This window comes from Nitrincola salilacus (assembly GCF_046271865.1).
GTDB lineage: Bacteria > Pseudomonadota > Gammaproteobacteria > Pseudomonadales > Balneatricaceae > Nitrincola > Nitrincola salilacus.
Window position 1 is genome coordinate 1,611,693 of the sequence record NZ_CP176580.1, and the last position, 18,473, is coordinate 1,630,165.

The following is an 18,473-nucleotide window of genomic DNA, read 5'->3' on the forward strand; positions in this document are numbered from 1 at the left end:
GCGAGTAAGTTTTTGTGCAGAGAGTGTCACAATGAAAACAATACGTATTCCTTTACCAGCCCATGCGCCGGGCCATGAGCGCTTTCTGACGGTCCATGAATTCGGCAGCGGTGAAAAGAAAGCCTATCTACAGGCAGCCCTGCACGCCGATGAATGGCCCGGCCTGCTTACCCTGCAACATCTGATTACGCGTCTTCAGGCGCTTGAAGCAGCCGGTCAAATCAAACAGCGCATTCAGATTCTGCCCTACGCCAATCCAGTGGGGTTGAGTCAACGCCATGCTGGGCGTGTGTTGGGTCGTTTTGACGGTACCACCGGGCAGAACTTCAATCGTGGCATGGCGATTCCTCCCGAGGTGCTGATTGAGCGTGTTCTACCGGAGCTGGGGCAAGATGCGGCAGCCAATGATCGCAAGGTGCGTGAAGCGCTGGTGCAACTGGCGAGTGAGAAAAAAGCCGATTACGAGATCGAGATACTGCACAAGACGCTGCTGGGTCTGTCGCTGGATGCCAATCTGATGCTGGATCTGCATTGCGATTATGATTCACTGCCGCATGTGTTTTATGGCACGCATCAGCGAGAGACAGGCACCTTACTGTCGGACTGTCTCGGTTTCCCGATCCGTCTGGAGGAGGATGTCAGAGGGACTGTCGCGTTTGATGGCACGCATACGCAGCCTTGGGTAAGGTTGATGGAAGCGACAGACGCTCCCTTTGCCGATCCCTGCTTTGCCGCCACTATCGAGTTGCGTGGTCAGCATAGTGTCAGTGATGCGCTGGCCAGTCGTGACGCTGAAGGTATTCTGGCGTTTCTCGAATCCCAGGGGTATGTCGAAGCCAGTGGTGCTCAGCATCAGGAACAGGCAGGCAGCACTCAGGCGATCAGTGTGGACCAGGTCAAGGTGCTATATGCCAGTGCCGCAGGGTTGGTGGTGTATCATCGGCAACTGGGTGAGATGCTTCAGCCAGGTGATCATCTGGCGGATATCGTCCTGCTGGATAAGGATCAACCGGAACGTATAGCTGTCCATGCACCGACCAGCGGCATACTGTTCAGCATCGCTGTCAACCATCTGTCCTTCCCCGGATCACATATTGCGATGATTGCCAGCGAAGAGACACATATCAAGCCGGGCACCCAGCTCAGCTTTTAATACAGCCTTCTGGTAAGGATTCAGCATGCAGATGCAGTGGTCTCAGTTGTTGACAACCAAGCGGTACGGTCATGAGTCGCTGACGCCGGAGGAGGTGGGGCGCAGCCACTTTCACAAGGACCATGACCGCATCATCTTCTCCAGCGCCTTTCGGCGTCTTGGGCGTAAAACCCAGGTCCATCCGCTGTCGCTGAATGACCATATCCATACCCGCCTGACCCATTCAATAGAGGTCGGCAGTCTCGGGCGCAGCCTCGGTATCCGTATCGGTGAGGAGATAGCCGATCAACTGCCACCCTGGGTGACGCCGCATGATCTGGGTACCATCGTGCAGTCAGCCTGTCTGGCGCATGATATCGGCAACCCGCCATTTGGCCATGCCGGCGAGTATGCCATTCGTGACTGGTTTCGCCGCCATGTCGCGGACCCGCGGCTCCAGGGGTTGTCCGAGCTGGAACTGGCTGATCTGAGCACCTTTGAAGGCAATGCACACGGATTGCGGGTGGTCACCCGGATCGAAAACAACCTGTTCGACGGTGGTTTGCGCCTGACCTACCCGACACTGGGCACGCTGCTCAAATACCCCTGGACAGTGGAAAAGGGCGGCAAGCGCGGCAAATTCAGCTGTTTTCAGACCGAACTGGATATTCTCGATACACTGGGTAAGCAGTTGGGGCTGATACGGCTCGGGCCTCACCACTGGTCACGCCATCCGCTGACCTGGCTGATGGAGGCCGCCGATGATATCTGTTATGCCATTCTGGATCTGGAAGATGCAATCGAGCTGCATATTCTGAGCTTTGACGAGGTCAAACCGATACTGCTGCAGCTCTGTGGTGATCTCGATTTTGATGCCGAGATCTTCAACTCCCAGGCCTCGGCAAGGCGCAAGATCTCGGCCCTGCGCGGCAAGGCGATGGAGAATATGGTCAACTCGGCACTGGGAGCCTTCATGCGCCACTATGAGCAGATCATGGCGGGCGAGTATGACGGTGAGCTGCTCAGGGATGGCGATCCAATGGTGCGCGATGGGCTGGCAACAGCCAAGTCCATTGCCCGCGAGCGCGTATTTCCCGATACGCGCAAAGCAGAGCTGGAGGTCGGCGCCTACACCACCCTGGGTGTACTGCTGGATGCCTTCTGTGATGCCGTTTATGAACTGCATAGAACGGGAGGCGAGGAGATGGGCTATCGCAGCCAGAAGATCATTGGCCTGATGGGTATTCATGCTCCCGGTGCTGACTGGACGCTATATCAGAGCTATATGCGCGCCATCGATTTTATTGCTGGAATGACCGATAATTACGCACAATACCTGGCACGTCAGATCGGTGGTGGGATTCGGGTCTAGGCAGTAGCAATAGGGTTTCTATACGGCAGCGATACAGGAGCAACACAGTGGCATCATTACAGGATCAGTTGCGTGGTCTGGTCTATTCTACAGATAAGGGGCGTTTGTGCCCGGATTGCTCAGAGGCACTGGATGCCTGTATCTGTGATCAATTGAGTGAGCAGCAGCGGCTGGCGACACTGGATGGCATTGTGCGCATTCGTCGTGAAACTTCCGGACGCAAGGGGAAGGGTGTCACGACCTTGACTGGTATCCCGCTTGCGGAACCTGCGTTGAAAGAGCTGGCCAAAAAACTCAAGCAACGTTGCGGCACCGGTGGGTCGGTTAAGGATGGGGTGGTCGAGATACAGGGTGATCATCGTGAACTGCTGAAGTCGATGCTGGAAGCTGAAGGCTATAAGGTAAAACTGGCAGGTGGTTGATACTGCCCAAAATGAGTGAAACCTCATGAAACGTCTTTTGTGGCTGATATGTGCTGGGTTGCTGATAGCCACACCGGTGCTCGCTCAGGTATATCATTATACGGATGATAAAGGGCGGCGTATTTTTGTTGACCGTCTCAGTCAGATCCCTCCTGAATATCGTGACCAGATAGAAACCCGGGGCAGGGTGGTCAGTGAGGAGGAGAGGCTGCAGCAGGAGCTGCTGCGTGCGGATCTGCTCAGTGAGCAGGCCCGACGGGAGCAGCTAAGGCGCGTCGATCAACTGCTGGCCACTATGGAGGTGCCTGTCACCATTCGCGGTAATATGGTTTATATTCCGGTCAGGGCGGTGCATGGCGGTCGAAGAGTTGAGAGTCAACTGCTGCTGGATACCGGTGCGTCGGCAACGGTGTTTCATCGCGCTTCCTTGGCGGCCCTGCCACTGAGTCCGAGACCGGCTGGTTATGCCCAGGTTGCCAGTGGTCAACGAATTCCAACTGAGTCGGTATCCTTCGACAGAATCGAGATAGGCCCCTTCAAACTTGAAAACCAGAGTGCACTGATTATCGACTTTCAGGGCACAGGGTATGATGGCCTTCTGGGAATGGATTTTTTACGCCAGGTGGAGTATCGCATCGATTTTGATCGCGGCATGATTGTCTGGGAGCCTTCGCGCTATCAGGAGCTCCAGGATGCGCGCGAGATGCTGCTCACTACCTTCGAGGAGTGAGCCTTCAGGCCTGATCAAGCTCGCGCTTAGCCAGCTGTAACTCCATAGTGGCCTTCAGTAGTCGATAGAGCTGAATTGCTGCATCTATCTCCTCTTTCCGGTTGGTCAGACTCTCGATATTCAATCCCAGCGGTATCCCCAGCGACAGACAGGCGTTGAGTATCTGTTCCAGATTGTTCTGACAGATACGAATCGACTCAGCCAGGGGTTTTTCGGCATCCAGAATGCGCCAGCGTGTGGCTTCCGGTACTGATATGCCCAGCCACTGCATGAACTCGAGCGTTTTGGCGCTGCCACAGGGTGTGAATGTCAGAATAATGCGACGCGGTTCAATATCCAGCTGACGACAGGAACGGGCATAACTGGTCAGCAGATCAATAGTGGCCTGTGGGTTGTAGACTGCCTGAGAAACAAAAAACTGACACCCCTGACGACCTTTCTGCAACAGGCGCAGATGCTCATTTCCCTTGCTGGCATGGCGCTCGGCAATGGTCACGCCACCGAGATGAAACTGCTGTGGCTGACTGGTCAGGATTTCATAGGCGCTGTTCAGTGGCAGGCGCACCTTACCATCGGAGGAGGGGCTACCGACGAGTACAATATTGTTCTGACCATAGGTCTGATCGGTTTCCTGCAGCCAATCGGTGAACTCGGTAGCGTCGCGTTGAGCTACACTCTTGTAAGTGATGGTTGACCGACCGGAGCGCTGGCTCAGAATGGCAGCATACTCACGTGGATCGCGGGTGGACATAAATGGAAAAGGGCGTGGCTTGTCGATTCTGCTGCTCTCATCCTGAATGTCATAGACAATCAGACCGTCAAACTCGACCTGAGCAAGACGTGCCAACAGCTTGTCGGCGATCTCCAGCATGCTGGCATCTTCGGTACTCGCTTTGGGGGGCGTGGTTCCGATGAAGTAGACACCCTGATCAGGGTTGGCAAATTTTGCAGCAAGTTGGTTATTCATTAGAACACAGGTTTCCGCAGTGGTTATAACATCCGATGGCGGTTATTCTAACAATGAATATGATTCATTTGTGTATTATCACAGTTGAAATATTTTAGTGTTGTTGTGAGCGACGTTCATACCCCTATCGAAACAGGAGGCTTAAAGCGTGCAGAAACCATTTGACCCGGCTGGACTGGCCAGTCAGATCGGGCAGACGCAGGGGATTCCCCCTCTGGAAAAGTGGAACCCCACTTTCTGTGGTGATATCGATATGCGTATTGCCCGAGATGGCAGTTGGTACTATCAAGGATCGATCATCGGACGTGAAGCGATGGTCAGACTCTTTTCGCGTGTACTCTGGCGTGAAGGTGATCAGTATTTTCTGAAAACGCCGGTGGAAAAGGTCGGTATCCAGGTTGAAGATGTGCCTTTCAGTGTGATCCTGATGGAGCGACAGCCGGATGCAGATCGCGGTGAAACGCTGGTATTCACGACTTCTACTGGCGATCGTATTGAGGCCGGTGCAGAGCACCCGATACGGGTGGCAACAGACACGGAAACCGGTGAGCCCAGCCCCTATCTTCTGATCCGCTTTGGTATGGAAGGGCGCCTGTCGCGCAACCTGTTTTATGAACTGGTGGAGATGGCGGCAACTGAGCTGGCGCCGGATGGTGATGAGTTGGTGGTTTACAGTGCCGGGCAGCGTTTTGTTTTAGGAAAGCTTTGATAAAAATTGTCGGATCTCTCTCTTTGAGAATCATCGCTCACTGAAAACAACTACTTATCGGCCTTCGTGCGCACGAAAAATCTCATGGGTGCTGCGATGAAGCTCACAAAATCTCATATGTTATGAAACAGAATAAAATTCAGCGAGTTATAAACACTCCGATGACTGGACGGGCTACAATCGGATTTATGACTTGATCTTCAGATGGGACGACTTATATGTAAAACTCTCCACCTGAACATCTGAGGATTTGCTCTGCCTCCGGCGCTTGAGCTCGTCCTTCATCCATTTGCCTGCTTGCTTCATCTCATTCCTGAGATCTTTTATCTCTTGTTCTGTCAGACGCTGGTAGCTCACCTTCAAGCCTCTATTGCTATGTCGAGTGCGAGGGATTCCGCAAATTGCCTCTCTCAGATAAGCTAACAGCTCTTAAAATCTAATCGCAACACAAGGAGTAACCGCCATGGAGGTAGAAACCTTAAAAATAGTAGCTGATATCTCGCCCTGGCTATCACTTGTTCTTTTGACTGTATTCGCCGTGATCTGGTTTCGTCTCAGAGCCGGGACATCATATGGGTTGATAAACCGGCTCTATGCTATAGTGATCGGCGGTAAGGAGTTCCATGATAATTCTGTCACAGAGTTCTGGAATGAAAGGAAAGACGTTGAGCGTTTCAATGCGCTGTTCAATACCAGAGCCAAGTCACTCAAAGAGGTGAACCTTTTTATAAAATGGATTAATAGAAATGACTTGGATCTCCGAAGGCTCGCTAAACTGAATGACCTCTTTGATATGGAAGAAAGGGAGGTTAAGAAAGGCTCGTATCGCCTAGCCACCATTTTCTTTTCAGTCGTCGGGTTTGTTCTTGTTTTACTTTCAATCTATCTAATGGAGCTAGCAAGGAAAGATGCCGCCTTGATCAAATTCAACGATGAAACACAATGGATGTGGTTGAGCCACGATGCAGCATACAGTACAGCTTACAACCCTTTCCGGGACCGAGCCCAAGACTGGCGACTGACAGCAGAAACCTGTTCCCAAACACCGTTGGACAAAGAGTCATTTGCCGCGCAGGCAAAACTGAAGCCAGAAAACATTACGAATATTTGCGAATCCTTCACAAATGCAAAAGACATCCAACGTATTGATGAAATAATCAACAACCAGAAATCATTCGTGTGGCTTGCATTGGCTTTCCTGCCGCTCTTTCTCTATTGCTTTAACTCCGCTCTACGACTGAACTCTGCGAGACAAGCCAAGAGTTACTTAAAGAAAAAGCTCGGAGACACAGCAGCACGGGCTCAAGCTCTAGATTCAGAAGATGGTGACAGCGCCCCATCACAATAGCCCTCCGACCTCACTAGATAGATATACCTTCTGCCTCAACTGCTGATCCCAATTAGCATCAACCGTTTGAAGACATAGGTACCCCTTACTCTGGCGAGTAATGAAGTTAATTGACTGGATTAATGTCCCGTTTATCTATATTGAGATACCCTTCTGTAAGTAGACAGGAGGGAGGAGGCTTATTGTTTTCGAGGATTAAAGCTTGTGTTTTGATTGGAGTCTATATAAATTAGCTAAATTATATAGAGCGGCTTGAGTTTGTAACTTATTGATCTTAAAAGCAGAAAGACCCTCCTTTCGGAGAGTCTTTCTGATTAAATCTTCGCATCTTGGACCCCTTCAAGCTGACCGAAGTGAGCAGAGAAAAGATATAAACCCAAGTGCTTACGGGATCTAGTATAGGATAGGAGGCCAGCGAGTGCAACCCGCCAATATTCACCAGACTCACATAGACATATCTGTTGCCCGGCTGTCCAGCTATCGGGCTATGTTTCACGGCGCAAACGATCACGAGCTGTATGGCATATATTGCTGGAACGAGGCCCTTTCCGCAACGCTATTCCGCTTGATTTCAATCACTGAGGTTGTTATGCGCAACCGCTTCCACACTGCGTTGAGCTTACACCTGCACAGCCACCGGTCTGTAGGCAGAAACGACTCCAATGACTGGTACTACTACATTACATTGCCGCCAAAGTCAGCACAAAAAATTCAAAAGGAAACTCATACTAGACATCGACGAACTGGACAGTTGAGACCGAAAGTCCCCGCTCCTTCTGCAAACGATGTCGTCTCAAGAATGACCTTTGGATTTTGGCCAAAACTTTTTGACGCAGCTTTACCTTGGGGGAATTTGATTCCTCAAATTGTTCCGGGGCATCGTTATACTACTTCTGCGCATTGGTCTGTGCTGCGAAACCAAGATGCCCTTTATTCGAGGATGGATCTGGTAAACAAAATCAGAAACCGGATAGCCCACTTTGAGCCTGTATGGAAGCAAGGTGACCTATACGAAGAGCGACGGTATCGCCAAGGTAGTCCGACTCCTGCCTTGGTTCAAAATGCACCGATCACACCTTCCGATGCAATCCAAAGGCTCAAACTTATACATGATCGCATCACAGAGTTGCTGAAACGGAGTTTTTCAAGGTAGTTGTCCGATTTTCTCGTTTTACGCTGCTGCCTGAACCGGTACGATTTCCCGATCTGGGTTCAGACTTACTGAGCCTATAGGCGTCCAGTTTCTTGTTGCTCTGCCAGACCATCGCTCTGGATACTCTGATTTCGCTTGTTCATACACCGACTTCCGTTTTGCCAGAAGTGCCTCGTCTTGCTGCTTGTGGCGCTGCACCGGTGTCACGAACCGTATACCGCTATGGCGGTGCTCATGGTTATAGAACGTCGTAAAACCCATCATCCATACTCTGGCGCTTTCTAAGGTAGCAAAGCCGCCTGATGGCCACTGTGGGCAGTACTTCACCGTTTTGAACAACGATTCCACATACGGGTTATCATTGCTCACTCTGGGCCTGCTGTACGAGGACGTTACACCCAGCTCCTGCAATTTTACCCTGAGCGTGCTGCCTTTCATCGGGCTACCGTTATCCGAGTGCAACACCAGTGGCTTAAACAAGCATTGCTCACGCAGTAACGCGCGCTGTACCAGCTCACTGGCCAACTGGCTGCATTCTTTTTCGTGCACTTCCCACGCGACCAGTTTTCGGCTGTAAATATCGATGATCGCGTATAAATACCAGTACAGCCCTCGAATACCAGACGGCATATAGCTGATGTCCCAACACCACACCTGGTTTGGTGCTGAAGCACTGTAACTGGTAGGCTTAGCTCGGCTCACCGGTGCTTTGCTTTTGCCTCGGTGGTGTTGCTGATTTGCCGCTTTAAGCACCCTGTACATCGTCGATTCCGAGGCCAAGTAGACACCATCATCTGCCAGCCGTGGCACAATTTGTGATGGCGGCAAGCTGGCGTATTCGTCGCGATTACACGTTGCTAATATCTGCTCGCGCTCGGCTTCATTAAGCTTGTTCTTCGGCTCTGGTCTTATTGCCGTGGGCCGCTTATCTTCGAGCACAGCGCCTTGCTCATCGCGCCAACGGCGAAGTGAGCGCAATGGTATCTCAAGCTCCTGAGCGGCCTTATCGCGCCTGGCTCCCGCTAACACGGCTTCATCAAACCAGCTTAGGTTTAAGTTGCGCTCGCTCACCGTCGTTAACTGTCCTCGTCCTCCTCGCCGTAGTACGCTCTGAGCTTTTTTCGCAGGACCAGCAACGCTGCCGCCTCCGCCAGAGCTTTCTCTTTACGGTTTAGCTCGCGCTCTAACTGCTTAATCCGCTTTTTATCTTCTCTGGCCTGCTTTTTCTCAGCAGCCTTGTGCTGAACCTCGCTCACATTGCCCATCACACAGGCGCTGCGCCACTCTTTAACCTGCTCAACCAACAAGCCTTTTTCTCGGCAATACTGGCTTAACTCGGTTTCTGATAACGGGGCAGTTTCAATCACCACCGCCAACTTTGCTTCTCCTGACCAATCATCAGGCTTTTGTCCACTGACCGGCACGGCATATCCTTGAGCTTTTAACTGATTGCGCCAATTGTACAGCGTCTGCTCAGAAATGCCTTCCTCTGTAGCCAACTGCGCCACGGAGCGATTTAACGGCGGTAATAACTTCTTTAATATTGCTTCTTTTCTTACTGGTGAATAAACAGCCATTTGAACCTGCTAACCACCCGCCGTCTGACACTAACTATTGTGAAAAGAAGACCGGACAACTACTCTGACACGGCGGGGAAATGGTTATCACCTGATCGATACAGCGATTACATGACCAGCTACGTAGAGAGCCATTTTAACTGGATTTGCTCTGTCGAAGGTTTGGCCGCCTACAAGCAGATGGAGCCAGAAGTGAAAATGCCGATGTCCCGCTTCAAGCGGGAGCTCAATGGCCTCCTAACGCGTCAGGCTATGATAACGGTCAGTCGTAAAGACCGCCCGGTAGGCACTTACTACTCGATACTCCGATAAATCCGACCAGCTAAAAGCCTGGTAGTGCTTGGACTAAATTGGTTGTGTATATAATTTAGCTAAATTATCTGTATCTATTCAGCCCAAAATAACTAAAAAAGTACTTGACAGTGTTTTTGGCTAAAAACGTCCAGATCTCATCGCCGCCCTGGCTTCCATCATATGTACTTACCAAGCGCACCATTTAGCCCCGCAGTCGTTACAGATCAGACGATATCACTCCCTGCGAGGATGAATGCTTAAAACCGCTTAGAACGCATCACAGAGCGAAAAATCCGATCTGAAAAAAGCGTGCGATAATAAGCCATCAAACAGCAGGATTCAGGTCTATCTCATGAAGATCAGTGATATTGATGTCGACGCGATCATAGCGAATGCAAGGCAGCAACTTAAAGATGATGCATCTATTTCTCCATCGTTACGATCAACGTTTGAGATACTCCTGTTAATCATTCCAATCCTGCTAGGACGCGTCAACACCAACAGTCGCAATAGCAGCAAACCCCCGTCTCAGGATCCTGATCGCGTTAAAAAAGAACGCGCTAAAAGTGATCGTAAACCCGGCGGCCAACAGGGGCGTATCGGGAAAACATTACAACCCGTGGATGATCCAGATGAGATCAACGTTGTTAAAATCGATCGTCGCACCTTGCCCAAGGGGAGCACTTACACGTTCGCTGGCTATGAGACTCGGCAGGTCTTTGATATCGATATCAGTCGTCTCGTCACAGAGTACCGTGCTGAAATCCTTGAAGATGAACAGGGTAATCGTGTCACCGCGCCCTTTCCAGAGGGTGTGAAATCGTCAGTTCAATATGGCCCTGTATTAAAGGCTCATGCGGTTTACTTATCCCTGTATCAGTTACTGCCGTATGACCGCGTACGTGAGTACTTTGAAGATCAGCTCAGTATTCCGTTAAGTGTCGGTTCGTTATTTAACTTCAATAAAGAAGCCTTCGATAAAGCCGCGCCGTTTGAGTCATGGGTCAAACAGCGTCTGACTCAGGCGCAGGTGATCCATGCCGATGAAACCGGTATCAATATTGGTGGAAAGCGTCATTGGCTGCATTGTGCATCCAATGAGTCACTCACGTGGTTAGCACCTCACTCAAAACGAGGCAGTGAAGCCATGGATCAGATCGGCATCTTACCGCGCTTTACCGGTACGCTGTGTCATGATCACTGGAAACCCTATTACCGCTATACCGATTGCCAGCATGCACTGTGTAATGCTCACCATTTGCGTGAACTTGAACGCGTCTGGGAGCAGGACAAACAAGCCTGGGCACAGCGCATGCAGACATTACTGTGCACCATGAATGATGCCGTCATCAATGCTGGCGGGTCAGTACCTGCCGATCAAGCGGAAGGTTGGCGTAAAGCTTATAGAGACTGTTTAAAGAAAGCGGATATTGAATGTCCGCCACCCGATGAAGTACAACGAGACGGCAAACGCGGTCGCCTTAAGCGCTCAACGGCACGAAATCTACTTGAGAGGCTGAGGAACTTCGAAGCCGATGTGCTTAGATTTTTAGAGGATCCCCATGTGCCCTTTACCAACAACCAAGGTGAACGGGATATCCGGATGCTCAAGGTGCAGCAGAAAATATCAGGGTGCTTCCGGTCGCTGGAAGGTGCTCATATCTTCTGTCGTGTCCGGAGTTATTTATCGACTGCACGCAAGCAAGGAGTCAGCGGCTCGCAGGCTATGGCATCACTTTTTAAAGGAGAGCTGTTACCTTTTATGAATGCTGCCGATGATAATAAATAAACCTGCTGGGTCTATAATGGCTGAATAGTTACAATTATCTAAGGTGAGGTCTTGAAGGTTAAAAAATGAACGAATCCGAGATCTATGAGCAGATCCGCAAAGCGCTGGCCGATGCGCCTCGCAACCAGTACACCGTCGAGATGCATCTGCAAATGATTAAGTACGCAGACCAGCTTAAGAACGTGACCTCTAAAGAGTTCTGCGAGGGTGTGGGGCTCAAGCCTAGTTTTGGTACTGAGTTCAGCAAAATGCGAAACCTCACTCAGAGCTTGAAATCAGCTGGACTGAATACAGACCTTCTATAAGACGGAGTTTTCAAGGTTGTTGTCCGATAAATCATTTTCAGGCAGCCTGAGCCAACTGGTTTTCATCTTTATGATGGTTGACTGTTCACTCACCATTTTGGCACGTAGATACCGGTGAGGTGAGGAGGAGTCCATCCCATTGCTTACCTTCCATATGCACGTATATGAGACGCTATTTCATTTTTGGATGAACTCTGACATAAATGCTTTGATAGAAATGTTTTGGTAAAAACTCTCCGGTAAAAACAAGTGCTGGCATCAATAAACTCTGAGAGGGTACAGGCTCAAGTTTTCGTGGTTCTGGCCGATAGCCCTCTATATTTGCCGGATCCTGGCAGTTGGTCAGGTCGGCTATACTGGATACAACTTATCGCGCAAGGTTGCTCGCGCAAGGTGTCCAAACCATAACAAAGCCCGGCCAGTCCTGTCTGTCCGATTGGAGTCTGTCATGATCAGTATCAATTCACCCTTTGCCAAGGGATCTCAAGGTCTGAGTAACCCCGGCCAGAAAGCGCATCAGCCTCCGGGCGTTGCTGCTGGACTGGCCAATGCGGCGAAGTCCGGTAATGGTCCAGGCACACTCTCAGCAATGCACAGCTTTCTGCTGGAGAAGCTGGCCACGAAGATACCTGGAATGGATGCGGGCGGCTTCAAAAAGCTCGATGCCAATGAGTTCACACCTGAAAAGGTCGCGGATCGTATCAGCAAATTTGTCGCGGCGGGGCTTGAGCAGGCAAGAGCCCGCGGTGAATCAGAAGAGAAGGTTCAGGCACTCTATGACCGTGCGATGAAAGGGGTAGAGCAGGGGTTTGCCGAAGCCAAAGAGATCCTTTCTGGTCTGAACTTGCTTAATGGCGTTATCAAGGATCAGGTGGCAGAAACCGAAAAGCTTACATTTGAAGCACTTGATGCGTTGTCACCTAATGGTAAAAATGCGGCACTGGCAGGTACTGTGGGTATGTCGGTGGCAGAGCGCTATCAGCAAGCGGATGATTTTGAGTTGACGCTGAACACGCGAGAGGGTGATAAGGTCACCATCAACTTTAATCGATCCGTGGACTACTCAGCCACCGCTGCCGTGGCTGCAGATGATCAAGGTAACAGCGTCAGCCGTTTTGATATCAGTCGTAGTGAAAGCACAGGTTTCAGCTTCACCATCGAAGGTGATCTGAATGAGGATGAGATCGATGCGATCCAGAATCTGATCCGTGATGTCAGTCAACTGGCCGATGAGTTTTACAATGGTGATATTCAGAAAGCATTTGAGCAGGCGAACGACCTCTCCTTTGATGGCACTCAACTGGCGTCAATGGATCTGAAGATGATGCGGGTTGAGCAATACAGTGCTGCCAGTCAGTATCAACAGACAGAACAGTTGGATCAGCCACAGGAAAATCGCGGTGGTCAGTTGCTGGAGCAGTTGATGCAAGAGCTGTATCAGCAGTTCAACAACTCTATGCTCTCCTTCCTGGAAGACTCGCGTTCTGCCGGGGCATCCATCATGCAGTCTCTGGCCGAGCAGGATACCCGCTTCAAAGACGCTGATGCCGAGCAGAAGTCACGTTATCAGGATAATATGGAGAGTCTGCTGGGAGCGGTCAACGAGGCGCCATAAATCGGTGCTTGATCGACTATACGGCAGCACTTAACCTGCCCGCCGTATAGTTGGCAATAGCCGTATCCTGTACACCCGTTCCACTGAGATCACAGACGGTTATCTGTGCCGGATCTGTTCTCAGATAGTGTTGACGGGCAATCAGATCGCCCAGTTCATGTACCTGGCCATGAAACTCTCCGGGAAAGTGATGCAGTTCGCCGATGCTTTCCGATTGGCTGCGTCTATCCACCACCATAAAATCCGCTTGGTCCAGAATAGTCGATTCCAGTTCCTGTTTGTGGCTGTTGTCTGAGCCCATGGCCGTGACATGCGTGCCGGGTTTGAGATCTGCCCAGTGAAGAACAGGCTCGGTTGAAGGAGTGGTGGTCACCACGATATCCGCTTTGGCACAGGCTGAGCGGGCTGAATCATGCAGTATGACTTCCAGACCGTGATGTTCGCTCATGCGCTGCTGATAGGCAGCCATGCGCTCGGGATTGCGAGCATACAGATGTACCTGATCGATACCACGCACCAACGTCAGGGCTGCGACCTGGAGCTCTGCCTGCAGCCCGGCACCGATCACTGCCACACTGTGGGAATCCTCCCGGGACAGGTATTTCGCAGCCAGTGCACCGGCCAGAGCCGTGCGCAGATCGGTCAGATAGCCCTCATCAAAGAGTACCGAGTCGACAACCCCTGTGCGGGCAGAAAAAAGTACCATCAGCCCACTGAGGCTGGGTAAGCCCAACGCCGGGTTATTGAAAAAACCTGTACTGACCTTGATCGCAAAGCGCTCATTACCCTTGATATGAGCGGTTTTGATATCCACCTCGCCAGTCATGTCACCGTTGCTTTCGGTGATATTCATGCTCAGTACCGGTGGCATGGATACCTCGCCACGACCGAGTGCGACAAAGCCTTCTTCAACGGCGCGCAGGGCATCATGATTCAGCCTGGCAGCGGTGCTGATTTGCTGTTTGTTATAGATCTTCATTTGCAAAGCCCTACGAAATCAGGAGTGAGAGTGTGTGGCGAGCTGCCTCGCCTGATCAAAGGTGTCGAGTGCGACATTCTGTCCGCTGATCACCAGCACGATCTGCTTGCCGCGAACATCGATCCGATGCTCCTCAATGGCCGCAATAGCGGCAACCGCAGCGCCTTCAACCAGCATTTTTTCCTCTTCAAGAAAGTTCAGCATGGCACGGGCAATCGCTTCTTCAGATACCTTCCAGTACTGGTCCACTACCTCTTGCACCAGAGCGAAGGTGTATCGGTTTTCAAGACCTATTCCCCCGCCAAGGCTATCGGCAAGGGTTTCATACTCGGTGACCTGAACCGGATGGCCGGCTTCCAGACTTGCGATCATAGCCGCACCCTTGTCCATGGTGGCACCGATAATGCGGATATCCGGGTTAATACCTTTGGCAGTCAGTCCGATCCCGCTGAGCAGCCCTCCACCGGACAGGCCAGCAAAGATCATCTCGACCTGCGGCAGATCTTCCAGAATCTCCAGCGCGATCGTGCCCTGGCCAGCAATAATATCCGGGTGATCGAAGGGGGGCAGGTAGGTCATGGACTCTTCAGCAACCAGCCGCAACGCTTCGGTTTCGGCTTCATCCTGTGAGTTCCCGATGATACGTACCTCGGCGCCCAGTGCCTCAATGGCACGTACCTTGTTATCTGGTACAAGGTTGGACATGCAGATGATCGTGCGTATACCGAGCCGTTGACCCGCGTAAGCGATGGCCCGACCATGATTGCCTGTGGAGCAGGTGACGACACCCTTTGCAGCCTGCTCGGGTGTCAGCCTGCTGATCGCATAACTGGCGCCGCGCAGTTTGAAGGCTCCGATAGGCTGGAGGTTTTCGAGCTTCAGCCAGGCATCGCAACCGAAGCGCCGTGACAGCGCTTCGGAATGGATCAGTGGCGTGCGGGTAACCTGGCCCTGCAACAGGTGCCGAGCCAGGTAGATATCGCGAAGGGTGACACTGTGCATCCTTGCGACTCCAATTTACTTCGGCTGCCAGCTGCCGCTGGTGACCAGTTGATCCATGACCTTGTTCACGGCACGTTCGGCACGGGCCACAACATCATCCACCTGATCACGGGTAATAATCAGTGGTGGTGCAAAGCCGAGGATGTCACCATGTGGCATGGCACGGGCAATCAATCCTTCCTGCAAGCAGGCCGCGGAGATCTGAGGGCCGATCTTGAGGTTCGGATCAAAATGCTCACGCTTGCTGCGGTTGCTGGAGAACTCCAGTGCCGCCAGCAGGCCGATGCCGCGTACTTCACCCACCAGTGGATGGTCTGCAAAGGTGCCCTGCATGCGCTGTTGCAGGTAGGCACCGGTATCACGTGCATTGGCGGTCAGGTTTTCGCGTTCGATGATATCCAGGTTGGCAAGACCCGCCGCAGCACCCATCGGGTGACCGGAATAGGTGTAGCCATGGCCGATGGCACCGAATTTATCAGTACCGGTTTCCAGCACCTGCCAGACCTTGTCACCCACAATCACGCCAGACAGTGGCTGGTAAGCGGATGTCAGACCCTTGGCTACGGTGATCAGGTCGGGCTTCATCTCATAATACTGTGAGCCAAAATCAACACCGATACGGCCGAAACCACATACCACCTCATCAGCGATCAGCAGAATGTCATATTTGTCTAGCACCTTACGGATCTCGGCCCAGTAGCCGGCGGGTGGTGGAACAATACCGCCGGTACCCAGTACCGGTTCACCAATGAAGGCCGCGACAGTATCCGGGCCTTCGGCCAGAATCATCTTTTCCAGCTCATCGGCACAGTAGCGTGAGAAATCCTCTTCGCTCATGCTGTCGTCCGGGCGGCGATAGTAGCTGGGCGCAACGGTGTGCTTGATGCGATCCAGCGGCAGATCAAAGTGCGCATGGAAGACCGGCAGACCGGTCAGCGAGCCGGCAGCGATGCTGGAGCCATGGTAGCCGCGATCTCGTGAGATCACCTTTTTCTTCTCTTTACGGCCCAGAATGTTGTTGTAGTACCACACCAGTTTGAGCTGGGTTTCGTTGGCATCCGATCCGGACATACCGTAGTACACCTTGCTCATACCCTGACCGGCGAGCTTGATGATCCGCTCGGAGAGCTTCACCAGTGCTTCGTTGGTGTGGCCAACATAGGTGTGGTAATAGGCCAGCTGTTTTGCTTGCTCATAGATAGCTTCTGCCATTTCGTCGCGGCCATAGCCGATATTGACGCAATACAGACCGGCAAAACCATCGAGCAGTTCCACGCCTTCGGAGTCATGAATATAGATGCCTTTGGCACCGGTGATGATGCGTGCAGGGCTTTCTCCATGTGCATGCTGCTTCAGGTGAGTGGAAGCATGGAACACATTCTGGCGATCGATCTCGATCAGTTTCTTGGTATCTATCATGATGTTGTCCTCGTCTGCCGCCAAACACTGGCGACTGCTGTTCTGAATAAAGTGTGCTTAAAAACCCGCGGCCAGATTGCCCAGGCAGTAGTATTTGATCTGGCTGAACTCATCCAGCCCGTGTCGTGAACCTTCGCGTCCGAGTCCGGACTGCTTGATCCCGCCAAAGGGGATCGGCGGCCCAGTCATCTTCACTGAGTTAACGCTGACCATGCCGAATTCGAGTTGCTGCATCAATCCCCAGATCTGGCGGATATCATTGCCATAGATGTAGGCAGCCAGGCCATATTCGGTATCATTGGCCAGGGTAACGACCTGTTCCAGATCATCATAAGGCATGACGCCAGCCACCGGGCAGAAATTTTCCTCCCGGAACACGCGCATCTGCGGTGTGATATCGGCCAGCAGGGTCGGCATGAAGTAGTGACGACCCGGTGCGTCGAACTGATCACCTGCAACCAGACGTGCACCCTTGCTCATGGCATCATCAACCAATGATGCCGCCTTGTCGACCGCCTGCTGGTTGATCAGTGGCCCGAGGTCTGTGTCGGGGTCCTGGCCATTGCCGGTTTTCAGTTGTGCCATGCGACGGGCAAAAGCTTCGAGAAATGCATCATAGCTGTCGCGGTGAATAAAGATGCGATTGGCTGCCAGGCAGTCCTGACCGCTGGTTTGAAACTTGGCATCCACGGCTGCTTTGGCTGCCTCGTCCGGGTCCATATCCGGCAGTGCAATGAAGGGAGCGTTGCCGCCCAGCTCCATCGAGCACTTCTTGACCGTGCTGGCGGCCTGCTCCAGCAGGAGGCGGCCGACGCGTGTGGAGCCGGTGAAGGATATCGCCTTGACTGTTTCATGCTTACACAGGATCGCTGAAATCATTGCTGGATCACCGGTGATCACATTGAAGACACCTGCCGGTAAGCCTGCTCTGTCGGCCAGTTCCGCAAGCGCGAGTGCCGAGAAGGGCGTTTCGCTGGCGGGTTTGACCAGTACCGTGCAGCCTACAGCGAGTGCTGCCGCAGCCTTGCGTGTGATCATCGCGTTAGGGAAGTTCCAGGGCGTGATCAGTGCGGCGACGCCGATGGGTTCACGCACCGTGCTCAGCTGTGCATTGGGTATATGGCTGGGCATGGTTTCGCCATAGGCACGACGACCCTCTTCGGCAAACCAGCGAATGAATGAGGCACCATAGTCGATCTCGCCCCGGGCATCCCTGAGTGTCTTGCCCTGTTCAAGGGTGATCAGAAGTGCCAGATCTTCACGATTTTGCAAGATCTGCTCATGCCAGTTCATCAGTTTGACAGCGCGGGCGTCAGCAGACATTGCACGCCAGCCGATCATGGCCTTATCGGCTTGTTCGATGGCAGCGCTGATCTGTTCCGGTTGCAGGTCTGGAATCCGGCCGATAAATGAATCATCAGCCGGATTGGAGACAGATGTGTCGTGTCCATTGCTGCTGGCCACCCATTTACCATTGATATAGGCCAACTGGCGCAATAAGCGCGGATCCTGTAAAAAATGCATGGCGTAGGCCCTCTCTTCGTTGACTACTGATGTGTCTACTTTACAGAAAGGGCTTGATGAAAGTTTTCTGTTACCCGTGCAGGGGCGTGGTGTTTTTTCTGTTTACGACAGGCTGGCAGTGTGTTTTTTCTGGCGC

At 52.1% G+C, this 18,473-nt stretch carries 16 protein-coding genes; 10 read left to right on the forward strand and 6 right to left on the reverse strand.

What is annotated here, in order from left to right:
• The first annotated feature begins 31 nt into the window (after positions 1-31).
• From ACK3CJ_RS07600 to ACK3CJ_RS07615, 4 genes are read left to right on the forward strand one after another with little or no spacing between them, the layout of a single operon-like run.
• Positions 32-1,153 carry a succinylglutamate desuccinylase/aspartoacylase family protein gene (locus tag ACK3CJ_RS07600; RefSeq protein ID WP_409525837.1) on the forward strand — a complete coding sequence of 374 codons (1,122 nt, stop codon included), beginning with the start codon at positions 32-34 and terminating at the stop codon, positions 1,151-1,153.
• A 25-nt stretch (positions 1,154-1,178) separates the two neighbouring features.
• Entirely contained in the window at positions 1,179-2,504 is a 1,326-nt protein-coding gene (locus tag ACK3CJ_RS07605) for a deoxyguanosinetriphosphate triphosphohydrolase (RefSeq protein ID WP_409525838.1), read from the forward strand.
• Between the two features lie 47 nt (positions 2,505-2,551).
• Positions 2,552-2,926, forward strand: coding sequence for a translation initiation factor Sui1 (locus ACK3CJ_RS07610; protein WP_409525839.1), 375 nt, complete (start codon positions 2,552-2,554; stop codon positions 2,924-2,926).
• A gap of 25 nt (positions 2,927-2,951) precedes the next feature.
• Positions 2,952-3,656, forward strand: coding sequence for a retropepsin-like aspartic protease family protein (locus tag ACK3CJ_RS07615; protein WP_409525840.1), 705 nt, complete (start codon positions 2,952-2,954; stop codon positions 3,654-3,656).
• Between the two features lie 4 nt (positions 3,657-3,660).
• On the opposite strand, the gene ACK3CJ_RS07620 is transcribed toward ACK3CJ_RS07615, so the two are convergent.
• Positions 3,661-4,623: a methylenetetrahydrofolate reductase gene (locus tag ACK3CJ_RS07620; protein WP_409525841.1), complete on the reverse strand. Its 963-nt coding sequence runs from the start codon at positions 4,621-4,623 to the stop codon at positions 3,661-3,663.
• Between the two features lie 148 nt (positions 4,624-4,771).
• Here ACK3CJ_RS07620 and ACK3CJ_RS07625 point away from each other — a divergent pair, with 148 nt between their 5' ends.
• From ACK3CJ_RS07625 to ACK3CJ_RS07635, 3 genes are all read left to right on the forward strand, one after another.
• Positions 4,772-5,332 (forward strand): DUF1285 domain-containing protein, encoded by a 561-nt coding sequence (locus tag ACK3CJ_RS07625; protein ID WP_409525842.1) that lies wholly within the window; start codon positions 4,772-4,774, stop codon positions 5,330-5,332.
• Positions 5,333-5,795: 463 nt separating this feature from the next.
• Positions 5,796-6,680, forward strand: a complete 885-nt coding sequence (locus tag ACK3CJ_RS07630) for a DUF6216 family protein (RefSeq protein WP_409525843.1) — start codon at positions 5,796-5,798, stop codon at positions 6,678-6,680.
• A 487-nt stretch (positions 6,681-7,167) separates the two neighbouring features.
• A complete protein-coding gene (locus ACK3CJ_RS07635) occupies positions 7,168-7,833 on the forward strand; it encodes an Abi family protein (protein ID WP_409526562.1) in 666 nt (221 codons plus the stop codon).
• Between the two features lie 18 nt (positions 7,834-7,851).
• Here the strand turns inward: ACK3CJ_RS07635 and ACK3CJ_RS07640 are convergent.
• Positions 7,852-9,410 (reverse strand): IS3 family transposase gene (locus tag ACK3CJ_RS07640; RefSeq protein ID WP_409522522.1). Its coding sequence is split into 2 segments (ribosomal slippage): positions 7,852-8,924 and positions 8,924-9,410, totalling 1,560 coding nucleotides; the frame shifts between segments, so codons are not numbered across the junction.
• A gap of 646 nt (positions 9,411-10,056) precedes the next feature.
• Here ACK3CJ_RS07640 and tnpC point away from each other — a divergent pair.
• From tnpC to ACK3CJ_RS07655, 3 genes are all read left to right on the forward strand, one after another.
• Entirely contained in the window at positions 10,057-11,493 is a 1,437-nt protein-coding gene (gene tnpC, locus ACK3CJ_RS07645) for an IS66 family transposase (protein WP_409524409.1), read from the forward strand.
• 65 nt (positions 11,494-11,558) lie between these two features.
• Complete coding sequence (locus tag ACK3CJ_RS07650) at positions 11,559-11,798, forward strand: HTH-like domain-containing protein (protein WP_409525844.1); 240 nt, start codon at positions 11,559-11,561, stop codon at positions 11,796-11,798.
• 448 nt (positions 11,799-12,246) lie between these two features.
• Positions 12,247-13,413 (forward strand): DUF5610 domain-containing protein, encoded by a 1,167-nt coding sequence (locus ACK3CJ_RS07655; RefSeq protein ID WP_409525845.1) that lies wholly within the window; start codon positions 12,247-12,249, stop codon positions 13,411-13,413.
• A gap of 16 nt (positions 13,414-13,429) precedes the next feature.
• Here ACK3CJ_RS07655 and ACK3CJ_RS07660 read toward each other — a convergent pair whose 3' ends face one another.
• The 4 genes from ACK3CJ_RS07660 to ACK3CJ_RS07675 are packed head-to-tail and all read right to left on the reverse strand — an operon-like array spanning position 13,430 to position 18,337.
• A complete protein-coding gene (locus ACK3CJ_RS07660; protein ID WP_409525846.1) occupies positions 13,430-14,392 on the reverse strand; it encodes a cyclodeaminase in 963 nt (320 codons plus the stop codon).
• Positions 14,393-14,410: 18 nt separating this feature from the next.
• Positions 14,411-15,394: a hydroxyectoine utilization dehydratase EutB gene (gene eutB / locus ACK3CJ_RS07665; RefSeq protein WP_409525847.1), complete on the reverse strand. Its 984-nt coding sequence runs from the start codon at positions 15,392-15,394 to the stop codon at positions 14,411-14,413.
• Between the two features lie 15 nt (positions 15,395-15,409).
• Positions 15,410-16,813: an aspartate aminotransferase family protein gene (locus tag ACK3CJ_RS07670; protein ID WP_409525848.1), complete on the reverse strand. Its 1,404-nt coding sequence runs from the start codon at positions 16,811-16,813 to the stop codon at positions 15,410-15,412.
• A 57-nt stretch (positions 16,814-16,870) separates the two neighbouring features.
• Positions 16,871-18,337, reverse strand: coding sequence for an NAD-dependent succinate-semialdehyde dehydrogenase (locus ACK3CJ_RS07675; protein WP_409525849.1), 1,467 nt, complete (start codon positions 18,335-18,337; stop codon positions 16,871-16,873).
• Positions 18,338-18,473 lie beyond the last annotated feature (136 nt).